The following is a 17,332-nucleotide window of genomic DNA, read 5'->3' as shown; positions in this document are numbered from 1 at the left end:
AACAGCGGTCTATGATGACCGCTGTGCAGAGGTTATGCAAATGCGTACTCCTCACTCTCTATTTTGAGGCGACACAGGCACGGGGTTGTACGACATTCAGCGTGCGACGGAAAAATAACGTTGCCAGAAGCAGAACAATCATCATTGCGGCTTCGACGGCCAAAAAACCGATAACCGACCGCGTGTAATCACCGTGGTTATGCTGCTGCAGATGCAAAAACAACGCGCCTAACACGGCGGGGCCGAGCCCGAGTGTAGCCTGCTGTAGCGTACTCAAAATGGTCGTTCCGGCACCAGCATCATGTGTGGTGATATCGCGCATACCGATGCGATAAAAACTGTTCACAATCAGCGCCTGGCCGTAACCGATAAGCGCTGTCGCCGGGATCAGCGTGAACACTGAAGTTTGCAGGCCCGAATGCCAGAAGGTCAGTATGAGCCCTGTTAATCCTGTAATTTGAATGACCAGGCCGGTTAACAGAATACGCCCTGTGCTATAGCGGGCAATCAATCGCGGCGCATAACACGCTGAGATAAAATAGGCCGCGCCGAGGGCAATAAAGCTGTTGCCGGATTCCCACGGTGCCATACCAAGACCTGCTTGCAGGGTCAGAGCCATGCAGAACATAAAACCTGACCAGGCGCTAAAAAACAGTAATGCAATCAGGACACCGAACCGGATGCTGCTGAGCCTCAACAGGCGTGGTGGCAAAAGAGGCTGTTGCTGACGTTGTTCCTGGTGTAATGCATTGCTCCGCATCCACCACCCCAACGGCAGGATCGCGACAAGTGCTACCTGTGTCTGCCATGGCCAGCCGGTTTCCGGGCCTAATGCCATCGGAAAAAGGAGGCAACAGAGGATAGCTGCCAGACCGGTGGTTCCCAGCCAGTCAATATCGGCCCGGGTTTCTCGGGTAGTTTCGGGGACATAACGGCGGCTGAAAATCAGCACCAACAGGCAGATCGGGACATTAATAAAAAACGCGTTGCGCCAGCCCAGTCCGGCAATATCTGCTGAAACTAACCATCCCCCACCCATCTGGCCTACGATAAAAGCGATACCGCCAATACCCCCGTACAAACTGATGGCTCGCGCATGTGCTGTACCTTTCAACGTGACGTGAAGGGTGGCGAGAATCTGCGGTACGATTAGCGCAGCCCCCGCACCTTGTAAAACACGGGCACTCAGTAACATGTCTATGGAGTTTGCCAAACCGCAAAACAGGGATGCTAACCCAAACACGACGACGCCCCACATAAACAGGCGGCGGCGACCGTAGTTATCGCCGAGTTTGCTTCCTAACGCCAGACTGACGGCGAAGGTCACACCGTACAAGGCAACAATCAACTCAAGCTGGGTCGTGGTAGCCTGTAGCGACTGCGTAATGGAATCCAACGCGACATTGGTAATTGATGTATCAATAAGCGGCAGCATTTGGCCTGTGAGTAACAGCAGTAACCCTACGCGACCGGGTGAAACAACTGAGGTATTCATGGTAACTCCATTGCGTCATTCAGCAGATGGACGTAGCATCACTGAATAATTAAACGGGTACCAGTTCCTGGTTATACGGGTATTGGTACTACCATGCTGGAGTGTATATGGCGGTAATGGCACAACCTGAATCTGTGGCTATCCTTCCTGATGACAGCCGCAAACAGCTCGGTGCGTTTTTGCGTGCGCGACGAGAAAGCCTTGACCCGCAACGACTGGGGCTGCCGAGAGTCGGGCGGCGGCGAACACCCGGCCTGCGCCGCGAAGAGGTCGCGATGCTGGCTAATGTTGGTGTAACCTGGTACACCTGGTTGGAGCAGGGGCGCGAGGTGAACCCGTCGCAAACGGTACTGCTGAGCGTGGCGAATGCACTGCAATGCAGCCCTCTGGAAACTCGTCACCTGTTTGTGCTGGCAGGATTGACACCGCCGGAATCGACGGCGGCTACGGTGTGTGAAGGCATCAGTCCAGGCACCCGGCGGATGCTAGACAGTCTGATGCCGCAGCCTGCCAGCATCCAGAAACCCAGTTTTGACATTGTGGCGTGGAATGACAGTTTTTGCCGCTTAATGGGGATTGATTTTGCTACGCTTCCGGACGAAGACCGCAACTGTATTTACCTCTATCTCACCAATGAAACCTGGCGAAGCCGTATCGAAAATTGCGATGTATTACCGACGTTTGTCTCGTACTTTCGTGCAGCAATGGCGGAGCATCGGGGCGATCCGATCTGGGAGAATAAATTGGCGCGTTTTTTTGCCGCGTCTTCTGAGTTCGAAGCGTTGTGGCATCAGCGTTATGAGGTTCGGGGCGTGGAAAATCAGGTGAAAAATTTTCACCATCCGCAGTTGGGGCGTTTTAGTTTGCAGCAGATGTACTGGTATTCAGCACCTCGTAACGGTTCGCGACTGCTGGTTTATTTACCGATGGATGCAGCCGGGGAGCAAGCATTAGCGTGGCTGGATAAGCAGTAAAAAGCCCGATGGCGTAAGCCTCCCGGGCTGTATGGGGAAATCAGACTTCCGTCAGCGTTGTTTCCTGTGGCAGGCGTGATTTTGGCAGTGCGGCGTTGAAGTCCTCTACGCTGTGGTGGCCCACCGGGACGATAACCACGCTGGTGTAGCCTTTTTCTTTCAGGCCAAACTCTGCGTCGAGAACTGCGGCATCAAAACCTTCGATCGGCACGGCATCCAGGCCCATCGCCGCAACGCCCAACAGGAAGTTACCTACGTTCAGGTACACCTGTTTTGCCATCCAGTGGTTGTCATCTTTGAGCTCTTTGCGGTGCATGTCAGCAAAGAATGTGCGCCCTTTGTGGTTAGCCGCCTTGGCTTCCGGGGTCGCAAAACGACCATCGATCTCTTCTTGATCCACGACACGCTCCAACCACGCGTCGTCCATAGCTGTTTTGGCGCAGAACACCACGACGTGAGAAGCATCAAGCATTTTACGCTCGTTGAACACAAAGTTACCGGCGGCGGATTTTGCTACGCGCGCTTTCCCTTCGTCAGTGCTGGCAACGATGAAATGCCACGGCTGGGAGTTGGTGCTGGACGGACTGAACTGCAGCAGCGTTTTTAATTTTTCTGCCTGCTCAGCGGTCAGTTTTTTACTCGGATCGAATGCCTTAGTGGAGTAACGTTTTAAGGCGACAGAAACAATATCCATAAAAACTCCTGGTGGTTTTTCGTACCCTGCGGGTGCGTTTTAGTTTCAGCAGGGTACAGGGTTAGCGAAAAAAAGATAAGACGGAAAAATGCAAAAACACTTATCGGCGCTAACGATAAATCAGGTGGGGCGCAGGCGTTTTTGATCCCGTTTAGGAAGACCGTCAACAACCCGATGCCATGAGTCATTCACCAGCTCTGTTAGTAATGACTCGCTAATATCGTCACCAGGATAGACCGAGATCCAGTGCTTTTTATTCATGTGATAGCCTGGCTCGATGCTGCGGTAAATCTGCTGATTTAACAGCGATTTTTGCGGTTCAGACTTCAGGTTGACCAGAGGGCGTCCGCGTTGCTCGGAGACAATCATAAAAATCTTGCCGCCGACCTTAAAGACGTCAAACTCAGGGCCGAATGGCCAGCAGAGCTCGGTAAAAGGGAGTTCAAGCGCAACACGTTTCGCACAAGCGTGTAATGTCTGACCGTCCATTATTTTTCCTCGCGGGTGAGCGCACGCCACATAGCTTCAAATCCCATAGCAATGTATTCATTTGCACGGGCAGGATCGCGGGCGGCGAATTCCATTGTTGTTTCCGCCAGCGACAGAAAAAGCCCGTCGCCGAAGGCGCGATACTCGTCAGACATGAACTCGGGCCGCACGGAGCGATGACAAAGATCGCGTAGTTCCGGGAACATATCGTCAGCCTGTTGTTCGGTTTCTTTGGAGATTTTCTCGCTGACGGCAAGCTGGCGAATGGTACGGTGCCCGGTAGTGTGATTCAAACCCCAGCTAATGTAGCTGTTCCAGATGTAGTGAGTCATAGTTTTGGCATCGGTCACCGAACGGTCCAGATTAGCCATCATCGACTGACAGAGATCGTGCTTTAGATAGAGATAAAGCTCGTTGATGAGATCATCTTTTGTCGCGAAATAGCGAAACAACGTTCCCTCCGCAACCCCTGCATTACGGGCAATGACGGCGGTAGAGGCCGCAATGCCAGATTGTGCAAATGCTGTGGTTGCAGCTTCCAGTAATGCCATTTTTTTGTCTTCACTCTTCGGACGAGCCACTACACTTTACCCTTAAGTCTGTAAAAAACACGATTGAATCACGGCCTTTGCAGTACCGCAACGGCGAATGTCAAAGATTGAAAATCATCTTGACGGCGAACTTTCGATTTCTATAATGAGTGCTTACTCACTCATAATCAAGAGTCAGTCGCGCAAACCAACGGAAAGGAGGCGCGTTTAAGGTCAGGATATGAAGCGTCTCACAGTTTGTGTGGTTGTTATTATGCTCATTGCCGCTACTGCAAGTTTACCATTCGTACTCAATGCTGGATTTGGTCAGGCGCCGCAAGGGGCACAACTAAGCCAGGTTGAACAGTCGCCACACTATCGTGATGGACAGTTTCATAACCAGGTGCCTACACCGGGCTATACCGGCAACAAAAGTATGCTGGCGGCGTGGTGGGAGTTTCTGGTTGCTAAACGTGAAAATGCGCGGCCTGCACAGCCGCTACCGCTGGTGGCGACCCATCTCGCGAGTTTATCACCGGAGCAAGATACCCTGGTCTGGCTGGGCCACTCCTCGTGGTACTTACAGTTGGCTGGCCAACGAATCCTTATTGATCCGGTGTTCAGCAATTACGCAGCGCCGTTTTCGTTTCTGAATAAAGCCTTTGTCGGGGATTACCCGTGGACGGCGCAGAACATGCCGGAAATCGATTTGCTGATCATCTCACATGACCACTATGACCATCTGGATCATGCAACCATCAAGGCGTTGATGCCAAAGATTAAACGGGTGATTACCCCGCTTGGCGTTGGTTCACACCTGCGTTACTGGGGAATGAACAGCGAGATAATAGAGGAGCGTGACTGGAATCAGTCCGTCAGAGTGACTGATTCACTGATTGTCCATGTACTGCCGGCGCGCCATTTTTCGGGGAGAGGCATTAAACGTAATCAAACGCTGTGGGCAAGTTTCATGTTTGAAACGCCAGAACAGAACGTTTATTACAGCGGAGACTCCGGCTACGGACCGCATTTTAAAGCGATTGGCGAGCAGTTTGGTACGGTCGATTTAGCCATCATGGAAAATGGTCAATATGACCAGGACTGGAAGTTTATCCACATGATGCCGGAAGAGACTGCGCAGGCGGCAGCGGATCTCCGTGCGAAAGCCGTTTTACCGGGACATGCCGGTCGCTTCGTTCTGGCAAAACACACCTGGGACGATCCCTACAAACGCCTGGCGCTTGCCAGTCGCCTCAAAGATTACCGTTTGCTGACGCCTATGCTGGGTGAGCAGGTAGTACTGTCCGAACCAGACCAACAGTTTACGGCCTGGTGGCAGCAAACGGCCCAATGAACACAGGGAGATGACGATGACGATTTCTGCTCAGGTTATCGAAACAATTGTCGAATGGATTGATGATAATTTAAATCAACCATTGCGCATTGATGATATTGCCCGCCACGCGGGATATTCAAAATGGCACTTGCAGCGTTTGTTTATGCAGTACAAAGGTGAAAGCCTCGGGCGTTACATCCGTGAACGTAAGCTATTACTGGCGGCGCGTGACCTGCGTGATACCGACCAGAAGGTGTACGATATTTGTCTGAAGTATGGCTTCGATTCACAACAGACTTTTACACGGATTTTCACTCGTACGTTTAGCCAGCCGCCCGGCGCTTATCGTAAAGAAAATCACAGTCGCACCCACTAGCGCAGCAAGGGTTCTCGCGGGATTAATCTGCCAGCGAGAACCAGCGTCGCCAGATGAAGCGCAGAACAAAATACTCAATCACCCCCAGCAGTAAAAACCACAGACAAAACAGCAAAGTATAAAACTGATTGAGATCCATTAAATGAAAGGCGGCGACGAACTTTTGTGCCAGCACCAGGCCGAGCGAGGGCGCAGGTAGCAGCAGGCAGGAAAGAAACGCCATCAGCAGGATCCCGGCGGCGGTCATTAGTGATTCAAGCGGGTGTTTCATAACATTGTTAAACTTGAGTTAAAAACCCATTGTCCGGGATATCTTCCGCTAACGCAAACCCTGCTTAAAGCCCAGACCAGATCTCACAATGTTTCTTCACCAGACCGCTTAATGACCCGCCTTTCGCGACGAAATCACGCATCTGTTGCGCTTCATTATGACCATTTTTCACCTGCTGTCGTAGGGCGGTAATCGCGCTGGTAGCGCCCACTTTTTTCGCCGAGGATGCAACGTTTTCCAGCAGCCGTAGCGTGTCATCCGCCAGACGATGATGATCCCCGGTGTTCACATCGGTTAATACCCCATCCATACCAAAACGGCAGGCCTGAAAACGATTAAATTTGTAAAGCAGGTAATCACGCTCCTGGTGTTTGAACGGACGTTCGGTTAATAACCAGTGGGAGGTGGCCTGAATTAATCCTGCCATATTAACGGCATGGTCAAGGGTCAGCGGGGTGTCCATCACCCGAACTTCTACTGTGCCAAAGTGTGGGCTTGGGCGGATATCCCAGTGCAGATCTTTAATGCTGTCAATCATGCTGGTCCAGGACAGTCGGCGAAACAGTCCTTCAAATTCCTGCCAGGTTTTAACCCATGGCATGGGGCCGTTATCGGGAAATCCGGAGAAAATATTAAGGCGCGCGCAGGCAAATCGTGTGTCGGCTTCCTGCATGTAAGGTGAGGCGGCTGAGAGTGCAATAAAATGGGGAACAAACCGCGACAGGCCGTGCAGGAGGTAAATCGCGTCATCACCGTTTTCACAGCCAACGTGGACATGCTGACCAAACACAGTCGCCTGCTGAATGAGATAGCCAAAGTTTTCCAGGTTACGCCGGTAGCGCTCGTCATCACACACTTCCTGGCGCTGCCACTTTTGAAAGGGATGTGTACCCCCGCCGCAAATTTCGAGGTGGTATTTACCGGCAGATCGCATAATGACCTGCTGCATAGTGGAAAATTCCGCCGCTGCCTGATCAATGTTGCGACAGACGCCGGTCGCCATCTCCAGCATACTTTCGGTGATATCGTGTTTCACCTCTCCGGCGGTGAGTTGTGGTTTAACATCGTCGATCAGCCGAGAAGAGTCCTGACTCAGATCGAAACCTGGAGGGTTGACCACCTGCATTTCCAGTTCAATCCCTAACGTAAACGGTTCGGAGACGTGAAAATCGGGTAGTGACATAGCGCTTTCCCTTCTGCGTTGATTTTTAATCAGTATAGAAGGGCAGGGGGTTCTTCGTTCAGTGTCAGAAATCGCGCACCTGCGCTTTGACCGTAAAATGGCCGATGCTATAACTGTTTTTTACTTTTTATACAGGGGTGAACTGTGCCGGAAATAAATGTTTATGGGCAGACGGTAGGAGACGCACTTCCAGACTGGAATGGCGCGTCAGCACTGACTCGGATTTTGCTGGAAGGGCATTATTGCCGTCTTGAGCCTTTGGATGCCGACAGCCATGCAGCCGATCTGTTTGACGCCTACGCGCAGGCTCCTGATGAACGTGACTGGACCTGGCTTGCCAGCACACGTCCATCGAACGTTGAGGAGACCGTGCGCTGGATTATGGGGAAATCAACAGATGCGTCGCTGGTTCCCTATGCGGTGATTGATTTACGCTCAGGACGTGCCGTGGGTCTGGTGTGTTTTATGGCGATCGATCTTGTAAACGGCTCGGTGGAAATTGGTCATGTGACATGGTCGCCACGCATGAAAAATACGGTGCTGGGCACCGAAACCATCTGGCTGTTGCTGAACCAGGCATTTGCTATGGGCTACCGTCGCGTGGAGTGGAAATGTGACTCGCTGAATGTCGCGTCCCGTCGGGCGGCGGAGCGTTTAGGGTTTGTTCACGAAGGACGCTTTCGGCAGAAGATTGTGCGTAAGGGACGCAATCGCGACAGCGACTGGCTATCGATGATTGACGGCGAGTGGCCGCAATGTGACGCCGTTTTGCAGCGCTGGCTGGCCCCGGAAAACTTTGACGAAAAAGGGCGACAGCGAAAAACGCTGGTGGCATGTAGAGCGATTTAAGTTAACGCCCGCAGTTTGTGATATCTGCGGGCGAATTGGCATTTACCAACAGATAAAGCCGCCGTCCACCACCAGATCTACACCGGTGCAAAATGAGGCGGCATCGCTGGCAAGAAATAACGCCGGGCCTGCCATTTCTTCCACCTTAGCCATTCGCTGAATGGGCGTCTGGCTTTCAAATTCCCGTGTCTGATGAACCATCTCCGGACGGGTATTCATCGGCGTGGCGGTATAGCCTGGGCTGATTGAGTTCACGCGAATACCTTTTTCAATCCACTCCATCGCCAGGCTTTTTGAGAGATGAATGACGCCTGCTTTGGAACTGTTGTAATGCGCCTGTTCAAGTCCCCGGTTAACGATAATCCCGGACATGGAAGCGATGTTGATGATCGAACCGCCGCCGGATTCAATCATCAATTCTGCTTCGGCTTTACAGGAGTTCCATACGCCGGTGAGATTGATGTCAATTACGCGTTGCCACTGCTCGCTCTCCATTTCCAGCGCGGGATTGGCGTTAGCGATACCTGCCGCATTCACTGCAATATCCAGACGACCGAATTGCTCTTTCGCCAGCGCAACTGCGGCGCGCAGGTCGTTAAGCTGCCGGACATCGCCCGAATAGAGTGCTGCCTGCCCGCCAATTGCTTCGATATTATTGACGGTCTCTTTTAGTCCGCCGTCTTCGCGCAAGTCAAAGCAAACTACGCTAGCACCCGCACTGGCGAGGGCATACGCGATAGTCTGACCAATACCGCTGCCTGCGCCGGTCACGAAAGCGACGCGCCCTTCAAGGTTAAACAGTTGTTGAGCAAAATCTTTTGCGATCATAGTGATGACTCTCCCTGCGAATACCCTTGCGGGCGTTACGACATAATCAGGCCGCCATCGATATTGATGGTTTGTCCGGTGAGATAACGAGCATCGTCAGAGGCCAGGAAAGCGACCAGTCCGGCGACATCCTCAGGTTTGCCCGCTCGTTTCATGGGAATGCCTTCAACCCATTCCGCCATCAGTTCACCTTTACCATAGCGTTTTTCATCGGTACTAAGGATCTCTCCCCATACGCGGTCGTTGTAATCCCACATTTCACTTTCGATAATTCCCGGGCAGAAAGCATTGACGGTGATATTCCACGGTGCCAGCTCATGCGCCAGGCTTTGAGTAATACCGATCACGCCCATCTTGCTGGCGGCATAATGCGGGGTGTAGATAAAACCCTGGCGTCCCTGACCGGAGGACGTGTTAATCAGGCAGCCCTGGTTTTGTTTAACCATATATTTTGCGGCTTCCCTGCAGCAGAGCCACACACCGGTAGTGTTTACGGCGAGGACCTTTTCGAAATCCGCTTTCGGCATGCGGTCGAAATAATCGATAGTGATAACACCTGCGTTCTGGATGGATACATCAATGGTGCCAAAGCGCGCGGCGGCCTGTTCATACAGTGATTGCACCTGCGCCTCATTGGTGACATCAACCTGCAAAGACAGAATGTCGGCCTGGTAACGATGACGCAGTTGTTCAGCCGTTTCGTGGACACGTTCGGCATTGGATACCATCACCAGATTTGCGCCGTCTCGGGCGAAACGTTCGGCGATACCGGCTCCAATTCCCCGGCATGCGCCTGTGATGACGATTGTCTTACCATGAAAATCACGTTGCATATTTCTTTCCCCTGTATAAGCCGGGCATCAGATGCCCGGCGGAATGATGCTGATTAGCTGGATATCGTGTTTGCCGAGGGTGCCGCCGTCTGCTTTTCTTCATGGCGACGCATCAGAATGACCTTGTTCTGTAGCTTTTGCTGGAACTGGTCGACGACCACAGCAGTGACGATAACAACGCCTTTAATCACCATTTGCCAGAAATCGCTGACACCCATCATCACCATGCCATCCGCCAGAAAGACGATTACAAAGGCACCGATAATGGAGCCAGATACCCGTCCGCGTCCGCCAGCAAGAGCGGTTCCGCCCAGGACGGTGGCTCCAATGGCATCCATTTCAAACATGTTTCCGGTCATAGGATGTGCAGTTTGCAGTTGCGATGCCACAATCAGACCGACAAAAGCGGCACACAACCCGGAGAAGGCGTACACGAAGATTTTCGCTTTTACGATAGGTACGCCAGCCAGGCGCGCAGCAGATTCGTTCCCCCCGATAGCGTAGATATAGCGACCAAGCGGGGTTTTGGTGGTGATCCAATAGCCCAATATCAGGAAAGCAATCATCAACCAGATGGGCAGATAAATCCCCAGTAGCGTGCCTGAACCCAGCGTGGCAAATCCCGTGTTACCCAGTGCTTCTATACCGTTAAGGTTGGGGTAGGTGCTACCGTCATTAAACAGCAAGGCGGAACCCCTGGCGACGTACATCATGCCGAGGGTACAGATAAAGGGGGCAACTCCGAAGCGAGTGATTACCGCGCCGTTAACAAATCCAACAATGATGCCGAAGATAGCGACAAAGAGAATAACTTCTGGCACGTTGAAAAAGAGGATATTGCCGCCCCAGATGGGCAGTCCATTGGTAAGCAAGGCTCCGGCGACCATGCCGCAGATCCCGGCGACGGCTCCGACTGACAGATCAATGCCTCCTGTCAGGATCACCAGCGTCATACCAATCGCCAGTAACCCGGTGATCGCAACATGCTGGGTCATAATCAGCAGGTTAGATGTGGTCAGGAAATTCGGTACCATCACGCTGAAGAATGCGATCACCAGCAGCAGAGCGATAAACGTTCTGGCCTTCAGCAGGTACATATAAATCATATATTTCTGGTTCATGATGGATTCCAGCCTGATTAATCTTGAGGTGTAGAAGCTGCGATCAATTTCTCGCGAGTGACCGCATGGCGAGGGACATCTGCGGTAATGCGGCCATCGGCCATCACCAGAATGCGGTCCGCCAGCGCCATCACTTCGTCCAGCTCTGATGAGGAGAACATCACCGCCAGCCCTTGCTGAGCCATTTTGCCGATAAGGTGATATACGTCAGTTTTGGCGCCTACATCGATGCCGCGAGTAGGTTCATCGAGGAAGACCACTTGTGGTTGCGTCATTAATGCTTTGCCGAGCACAACCTTTTGCTGGTTGCCTCCACTCAATGAGGTGATAGGCAGCTCGGGATCGCTGACTTTGATGGCCAGCTGCTGGATCATATTCTTCACGCTGGCCTGTTCTTTATGCGGGTTGAGCCATTTCCAGGCACGGCGAAATCCTTTCAGGCTGAAGTCAGACAGCGTCATGTTGGACTGAATTGACATCATCTGAATGACTCCTTCGCCCTGTCTGTCTTCTGGTACCAGCGCCAGCCCTTTTTTCAGTCGGGACTGAAAGTGGGCTTTATTAATGCATTCACCGTTGAGCTGAACATTCCCACTCTGGCAAGGCATCAGTCCAACCAGGCCTTTGAACAGTTCTGTACGTCCTGCGCCCAGCAGACCGTAGATTCCAATCACTTCACCTTTACTTAAGCTAAATGTTACGTCATTGAGCTTATAGCCGCCGCTGGGATGGAGCGCTGTGAGTCCCTGAACAGAAAGGATCGTGTCACCTTTTGGTGCAGGCTGATAATCGAAATGTTTTTTCTTATCGCCAACCATTTGCTCAATGATCCATGGAATGCTGGCATCGCTGACCGTTCTTTCACTGATAAATCGACCATCACGGAAGATAGTGATGTAGTCACCAATTTCCATCAGTTCTTCAAGACGATGAGATATATAGATGATGGTAACGCCACGCCGCTTGAGCTGCTCAATCACATTGAACAACACCTTTACCTCAGACTGGCTGAGGGCTGACGTTGGTTCGTCCATAATTAGAACGCGCGTATCTTTTGAAAGGGCACGGGCAATCTCAACCAGTTGCTGGTGGCCAATCCCGAGTTCATCCAGGGGCGTATACGGATCAACTTCCAGCTCAAGTCTTTCCAGTAAAGATTTAGCCAATGCATACTGGTACTTTTCGTTAATTCTCCCTTTCTGAAAGAACTCATTAGCCATGAAGATGTTGTCCATGACGTTCATATTTGGGAATAGATTCAATTCCTGGAAAATAATGCTAATACCCTGTTTTTCAGCCTGATGAGTTGAGTTCAGGGAAACTGGCTTGCCGTCCAGATAGATTTGACCGGACGATGGGCTTTCAACACCAGCAAGCATTTTCATCATGGTGGATTTACCGGCACCATTTTCTCCGATCAGCACGTTTACTTTATTACGATATACCCGGTAATTAACGCTATCTAATGCGACTACCCCAGGGTAGACGCGTGACAGATCGCGGGTTTCGATAATAACTTCTGATTCGACTGGATGGGGAGCGACGATATCTTGCTGTTGCATTTTACTGTCCCCTCATCTTTTCTATTTTTGCCGGTGTAATATCCGGGAGCGTTTGCGGAATATCCCATGCAGAAAAAACACCATAGACTTGTGTTAATTCACCAGTTTTAAGTTGCGACGCTTGAATCATCTTTATCGCTTGTTCGTTAATGGCCCGACCATATTCGCCAAATAATACCTGGTCGTTGAAGTCGCCATAGCTGGCACCTTTATAGGCATCGCGTAATTGCGTACCACGCAGGGTTGGGCCTATCTGTACGATAATATTGCTGCCGCTTTTATCCGTGATAGTCATTTTTCCACTGCGGGAAGTGGTATCAAGATGACTAATTGGCCCCTCTACTTTCACGTAAAAGATACAGGGGTTTTCTTCCTGGGAACGGTAGCCAAGATTTTTACAGGCGCTATCAATGTCTGGCTCGGTTTGCAACGCGGCCATTAATTCAGCTACCGGACGAGCCTGTCCAACAATTTGTGGGACAATTTTGCTTTGCCACGTTTGGTCTATATTCGCCATATTTGGGTTTGGTGGAGATTTGAGATCCGCCAGCTCTTGCTGAGAGACGATGCGACATCCTCCGACGGTCAATACGGCCAGCGCCAGCCAGGCTTTTTTAGTCATAATATTCTCCTTTGCGCCTCGCGAGAGGCGCAATAACCCGAGATCAGGATTTGATATTGAAATCCTGTACTTTATCTGCGTTATCTTTAGTGATGAGAATGCCGCGGAACATGACGCGTTGTTTAGCTGGTTTTACGCCATTTTGCAGGTAGTTATCCAGGTCCGTGACGCCCTGTGCAGCGATCGCCTGAGCCTGAAGCATCACCGTGGCTTGTAGTGTTCCTGCTTTTACCGCATCGCGTTCGTCGTTGCTGCCATCAATGCCAACGACAATAACGTCGCTACGGTTGGCTGCTTTGAGCGCGGCGATGGCGCCAAGCGCTACAGGACCGTTACCGCAGATGACACCTTTAACGTCCGGATGTGCCTGCAGAATGCTGTCCATAATACGTTTACCGTCGATAAGCGTACCTTTTGCATCCTGTTTGGCGACGCTGGTCATGTCCGGGAACTGATCAATAACCTGGTGGAAGGACTTAGAGCGAGTAACGCAGTTATTATCAGCCAGGTTACAGGTCAATTCGGCATATTTGCCTTTTTCGCCCATCTTCTCAACAAATACGTTGGCCACTTCAGAACCAGCCTGGAAGTTATTATGGGTGATTTGTACAAGCGCAACATCATCAACCGGAATTTCCCTGTTGATTAATATGACAGGAATACCTGCTTTTTTTGCTTTTTCAATTGCCGCAACACTGGCGGTTGAGTCTGCATTATCCAGCACAATACCCTGGACTTTTTTGCCGATGGCGGTATCGATTAATTCATTCTGTTTTTTAACATCTTCACTGTGCGAAAGAATCGTGGTTTTGTAACCTAACTCTTGCGCTTTTTCACTGGCACCTTTTGCCTCAGAGGCGTAATAAGGGTTATCCAGTGAGTTAACCATAATCATGATTGTCCCTTTATCTGCGGCATGGGCAGTAAAAGACAAAGCAGTCAGGGTTGCAGCGGTGAGCAGCGTTAAACGTAATTTCATGACAATGTTCTCTCTGTGTTGTTATTGTCGGGTACGGTGAAACAACGTAAAGCCTTAATTCTTTTATGGGCCGGAGTTCTCCTTTTATCGTTGGTAAAAAATCGTCACGTATTTTCCCTGGTAAGGCGTCAGACGGACGAGGCCGGTTTCCATAATGTTCTGTCTACCGCATGACGCCATTCTTGCCACCTTTTTTGCAGACGGTGATGACGGGCCATGTCGGGCTGAAATTTGCTGTGTACGGTTAAAAAGGCTTTTAAATCAGTGAGCGATCCAGGGTGAAGTGCTTTACGCGCCAGTAATGCTGCGCCAATGGCCGAAAGTTCCGGTACATCGCTGCGCATCACGGGGCAACCCAATAGATCTGCCTGATATTGCATTAACCAGTCATTCCTGGTTGGTCCGCCATCAACCATCAATGCTGACAGGCTAAAATCATTATGCTGTTGCATAGTGACCACGACGTCGGCGATTTGGTAAGTAATCGACTCGAGCGCGGCGCGAATTAAATGCGCCCGCTTTACACCCCGACTGAGTCCGCAGATAACGCCGCGGGCGCTGTCATTCCACCAGGGCGCGCCTAGCCCGGTGAGGGCAGGGACAAAGTACACGCCGAGCGTTGATTCAACAGACTCTGGAAGGGTATTCAGCTCGTGAGTTAGTTCGGCGTCAGGCAGTTCGCTGAGTCCGGTGCTTTCCGCCATCCACGCAACTGCATCGCCGGTGTGTGGAATATTTCCTTCAAGGCCGTAAATGATGCTGTCGCCATCGTGCCAGGCGATAGTGGTAGCCAGCGCACCAATATCACTCTGCGCGGATTTCACCGGAGCCATTACAGAAGAACCTGTGCCGTACGTGGCCTTAACGCATCCCATCTCACCGAGAGCATGGCCGAACAAAGCGGCGTGTGAGTCACCGACCATCGACATCACCGGAATGCCGTCCGGGATCCCATTCAGTCCACGGGTGTGACCAAATAACCCGCTCGATGGTTTGATTTCCGGCAATGCGGTGCGAGGAATATGGAACAATGACAGCATGGTGTCATCCCACTCTCCGGTGTGCAGATTGAGTAACTGTGTGCGTGCAGCATTGGAATAGTCGCAGGAGAAAGCTTCACCACCGGTTAAGTTCCACAGCAGCCAGCTATCGATTGTTCCAAGACAAATTAGTCCCTGTTCCGCGAGCAGTGGGCCATCAGTCACCGATTCCAGCAGCCAGCGCATTTTAGATGCTGAGAACAATGGGGCTATTGGCAGGCCTGTCGTTGTTTTAATCAACTGCTCTTTATTATCCTGGCGCAGTGCCTCGCAGTAAGCTGCACTGCGGGTACATTGCCAGGTGATGGCTGAATTCAGTGGTTTACCTGTATGACGATACCAGCCAATCGCGGTTTCTCGCTGATTACTGATCGCCAGTGCTGCCACGTTTTCTGCCCCAACGTGATTCACCGCTTTGGCAATGACGTCAATAGAAGCGTCAATCAACATTTCGCCGGATTGTTCAACCCAACCTTCTCGCGGAGTATGAATGGCCAGTGGTTGGGAAAACTTTGCGACGACATTGCCCTGATCATCAAGCGCTATTGCTTTCGCATTGGTCGTGCCTTCATCCAGCGCAATAATGAACTCTTTCTTCGCTGCACACATAGATTATCTCCTGAGTCACATTGCGTCCCGGCGTTGTAGGGAAATTCTCCCTCATTGTCGCGTCATTACTTCATCAGGTTCAGTTGTGACATATCGAATCTTTAACTTGTGAATATATATTCGGTATTGATTATTTATTTAATACCTTAGCCACAATCTGGCTGTTGAGCTACAGAAAAAATCATCAATTGTGCTGGTAATCACACTTAGCCTGACCAGGGAATACCCACTCGCAGCAAAAATTATGAGAAGGTGAATCCTTTCAGTTTATTGAAATTAAAGAGTTTTATGATGGCCTTTGTGTCAGGTGCTCACAACACACAGGCCTGGTTGGAAGTTAAGATTAGCCTGTTATCAACATGCGGGCGGTAGGATAGTCGGTGATCAGAACGTCGATATAGCCGCCATTCAGCGCACCCTTAATCGCGGCAACCTTATCCGTTCCTCCTGCCAGTGCCACCACATTCGGACATTTTTTCACTTTGTCGAGGGCCATACCGATAACCGGATCTTCATCATCCGTTAATACCGGTTGACCATTTTTGTCATAGTAGTGCAGACAAATATCGCCAACGGCACCGCGATCGGCCAGGACTTGCAGCATATCTTCGTGATAGTAGTTACCTGAGGTTTTCAGTAACTGAGAAGGTTCCAGAATACCGACACCAACAATAGCGATATCGACATTATCGAAGCGAGAAATGACGTCAGCGACGTCTTTACTGGCGATGAGGCGATTTTTCTCTTCGACCGAGCCTTCGATGCTTTGTGATGGAAGTAACCAGGCTTCACAGTTCAAATGTTGAGCAAGTGTCTGTGTCAGAATGGTAGCCTGTACGTTACCGTTAGGTCCTACACCACCCAGTAGTTGAATAACGCCGCCTGCTTTAAGATTTTGGGTGTGGACTTCATCAACCATGGCGCGGATTGTTGAACTCCATGAAGATACCCCTACCAGATCTTTGGGCCGCAAGCGTGTTTCCAGGTAGTGTGCGGCGGCAGAGCCGATGGCCCGCTTGATGGTGTAATCACTGGCATCCTCTTCCGTATCCACCACAATTGCCTGCTTCAGCCCGTAGCGTTCTTCGATGCCTTTCTCAAGATTCAGGAAGATATTTGAGGGCTGGACGACGCTGATTTTTACCACACCTTCTTTTTGGCAGCGAGTGATGGCTCGGGATATAAACGACTGAGAAAGCGAGAGAAGCTGAGCAATATCGGATTGTTTGCGTCCCTCAAGATAGTAAAGGGTTGCGATTTTAACCAATAGCCGTTGTTCATCCTGCTTAGCCATATATTTCCCCGAAAATCATTTACGTACCGCCATTATCTTAGAGTGTTTTATCATACGCGAAAAATGAAGACAGTTAAGTGTGATAAAGCTCTAACTTTAACCAATACTCAAAAACAGCTATGGACAAAAATGGAAAATGGGTCGCATAATTGAATAAAGAGTCATCTATGAATATATATTCATGATGATTTCAGGTCAACTGAATATTACCCGGCATCAGTTTGCATGCGGTAAGGAGGCAGAATGT

Annotated in this window: 18 protein-coding genes; 4 read left to right on the top strand and 14 right to left on the bottom strand. The window is 50.8% G+C overall.

What is annotated here, in order from left to right; translation table 11 throughout:
* Positions 1 to 58 precede the first annotated feature (58 nt).
* Positions 59 to 1,495: an MFS transporter gene (locus OH663_RS12135; RefSeq protein ID WP_200010479.1), complete on the bottom strand. Its 1,437-nt coding sequence runs from the start codon at positions 1,493 to 1,495 to the stop codon at positions 59 to 61.
* 107 nt (positions 1,496 to 1,602) lie between these two features.
* Here OH663_RS12135 and OH663_RS12130 point away from each other — a divergent pair, with 107 nt between their 5' ends.
* Positions 1,603 to 2,469, top strand: a complete 867-nt coding sequence (locus OH663_RS12130; protein WP_048221893.1) for a helix-turn-helix transcriptional regulator — start codon at positions 1,603 to 1,605, stop codon at positions 2,467 to 2,469.
* A 40-nt stretch (positions 2,470 to 2,509) separates the two neighbouring features.
* Here OH663_RS12130 and nfsB read toward each other — a convergent pair whose 3' ends face one another.
* The 3 genes from nfsB to OH663_RS12115 form a co-directional block, all read right to left on the bottom strand.
* Positions 2,510 to 3,163: an oxygen-insensitive NAD(P)H nitroreductase gene (nfsB, locus tag OH663_RS12125; protein WP_045440910.1), complete on the bottom strand. Its 654-nt coding sequence runs from the start codon at positions 3,161 to 3,163 to the stop codon at positions 2,510 to 2,512.
* Positions 3,164 to 3,283: 120 nt separating this feature from the next.
* Positions 3,284 to 3,652 carry an MmcQ/YjbR family DNA-binding protein gene (locus OH663_RS12120; RefSeq protein ID WP_045440911.1) on the bottom strand — a complete coding sequence of 123 codons (369 nt, stop codon included), beginning with the start codon at positions 3,650 to 3,652 and terminating at the stop codon, positions 3,284 to 3,286.
* Positions 3,652 to 4,233, bottom strand: a complete 582-nt coding sequence (locus tag OH663_RS12115) for a TetR/AcrR family transcriptional regulator (protein WP_048221892.1) — start codon at positions 4,231 to 4,233, stop codon at positions 3,652 to 3,654. Before OH663_RS12115 ends, OH663_RS12120 begins: the two co-directional genes overlap by 1 nt.
* A gap of 190 nt (positions 4,234 to 4,423) precedes the next feature.
* Here OH663_RS12115 and OH663_RS12110 point away from each other — a divergent pair, with 190 nt between their 5' ends.
* Complete coding sequence (locus tag OH663_RS12110) at positions 4,424 to 5,536, top strand: MBL fold metallo-hydrolase (RefSeq protein ID WP_200010480.1); 1,113 nt, start codon at positions 4,424 to 4,426, stop codon at positions 5,534 to 5,536.
* A gap of 16 nt (positions 5,537 to 5,552) precedes the next feature.
* On the top strand, positions 5,553 to 5,894 hold the full coding sequence (locus OH663_RS12105; RefSeq protein ID WP_045440915.1) for a RamA family antibiotic efflux transcriptional regulator: 342 nt from the start codon (positions 5,553 to 5,555) through the stop codon (positions 5,892 to 5,894).
* A gap of 22 nt (positions 5,895 to 5,916) precedes the next feature.
* Here OH663_RS12105 and OH663_RS12100 read toward each other — a convergent pair whose 3' ends face one another.
* Entirely contained in the window at positions 5,917 to 6,165 is a 249-nt protein-coding gene (locus OH663_RS12100) for a DUF1158 domain-containing protein (protein ID WP_045440916.1), read from the bottom strand.
* A gap of 64 nt (positions 6,166 to 6,229) precedes the next feature.
* Positions 6,230 to 7,348, bottom strand: coding sequence for a YbdK family carboxylate-amine ligase (locus OH663_RS12095; protein WP_045440919.1), 1,119 nt, complete (start codon positions 7,346 to 7,348; stop codon positions 6,230 to 6,232).
* Positions 7,349 to 7,492: 144 nt separating this feature from the next.
* Here OH663_RS12095 and OH663_RS12090 point away from each other — a divergent pair, with 144 nt between their 5' ends.
* Complete coding sequence (locus OH663_RS12090) at positions 7,493 to 8,197, top strand: GNAT family N-acetyltransferase (RefSeq protein ID WP_200010481.1); 705 nt, start codon at positions 7,493 to 7,495, stop codon at positions 8,195 to 8,197.
* 42 nt (positions 8,198 to 8,239) lie between these two features.
* Here the strand turns inward: OH663_RS12090 and OH663_RS12085 are convergent, their stop codons facing one another.
* From OH663_RS12085 to OH663_RS12050, 8 genes are all read right to left on the bottom strand, one after another.
* Complete coding sequence (locus tag OH663_RS12085; RefSeq protein WP_200010483.1) at positions 8,240 to 9,025, bottom strand: SDR family oxidoreductase; 786 nt, start codon at positions 9,023 to 9,025, stop codon at positions 8,240 to 8,242.
* A gap of 35 nt (positions 9,026 to 9,060) precedes the next feature.
* Positions 9,061 to 9,858, bottom strand: coding sequence for an SDR family oxidoreductase (locus tag OH663_RS12080; RefSeq protein WP_200010485.1), 798 nt, complete (start codon positions 9,856 to 9,858; stop codon positions 9,061 to 9,063).
* Between the two features lie 53 nt (positions 9,859 to 9,911).
* The gene (locus OH663_RS12075; protein ID WP_045440927.1) at positions 9,912 to 10,979 is read right to left on the bottom strand and encodes an ABC transporter permease; all 1,068 of its coding nucleotides are present in this window, start codon (positions 10,977 to 10,979) and stop codon (positions 9,912 to 9,914) included.
* 17 nt (positions 10,980 to 10,996) lie between these two features.
* Positions 10,997 to 12,541, bottom strand: coding sequence for a sugar ABC transporter ATP-binding protein (locus OH663_RS12070; protein ID WP_048221887.1), 1,545 nt, complete (start codon positions 12,539 to 12,541; stop codon positions 10,997 to 10,999).
* Position 12,542: 1 nt separating this feature from the next.
* Complete coding sequence (locus OH663_RS12065; RefSeq protein ID WP_200010487.1) at positions 12,543 to 13,163, bottom strand: DUF2291 family protein; 621 nt, start codon at positions 13,161 to 13,163, stop codon at positions 12,543 to 12,545.
* A gap of 43 nt (positions 13,164 to 13,206) precedes the next feature.
* On the bottom strand, positions 13,207 to 14,142 hold the full coding sequence (locus OH663_RS12060) for a D-ribose ABC transporter substrate-binding protein (RefSeq protein ID WP_045440932.1): 936 nt from the start codon (positions 14,140 to 14,142) through the stop codon (positions 13,207 to 13,209).
* Between the two features lie 128 nt (positions 14,143 to 14,270).
* Positions 14,271 to 15,791: an FGGY family carbohydrate kinase gene (locus OH663_RS12055; RefSeq protein WP_263525748.1), complete on the bottom strand. Its 1,521-nt coding sequence runs from the start codon at positions 15,789 to 15,791 to the stop codon at positions 14,271 to 14,273.
* A gap of 343 nt (positions 15,792 to 16,134) precedes the next feature.
* Entirely contained in the window at positions 16,135 to 17,085 is a 951-nt protein-coding gene (locus OH663_RS12050; protein ID WP_045440936.1) for a sugar-binding transcriptional regulator, read from the bottom strand.
* Positions 17,086 to 17,332 lie beyond the last annotated feature (247 nt).

The organism is Citrobacter sp. Marseille-Q5395 (genome assembly GCF_947057495.1).
Classification (GTDB): Bacteria; Pseudomonadota; Gammaproteobacteria; order Enterobacterales; family Enterobacteriaceae; genus Citrobacter; species Citrobacter murliniae.
This window is presented reverse-complemented; position numbering and strand designations above follow the sequence as displayed.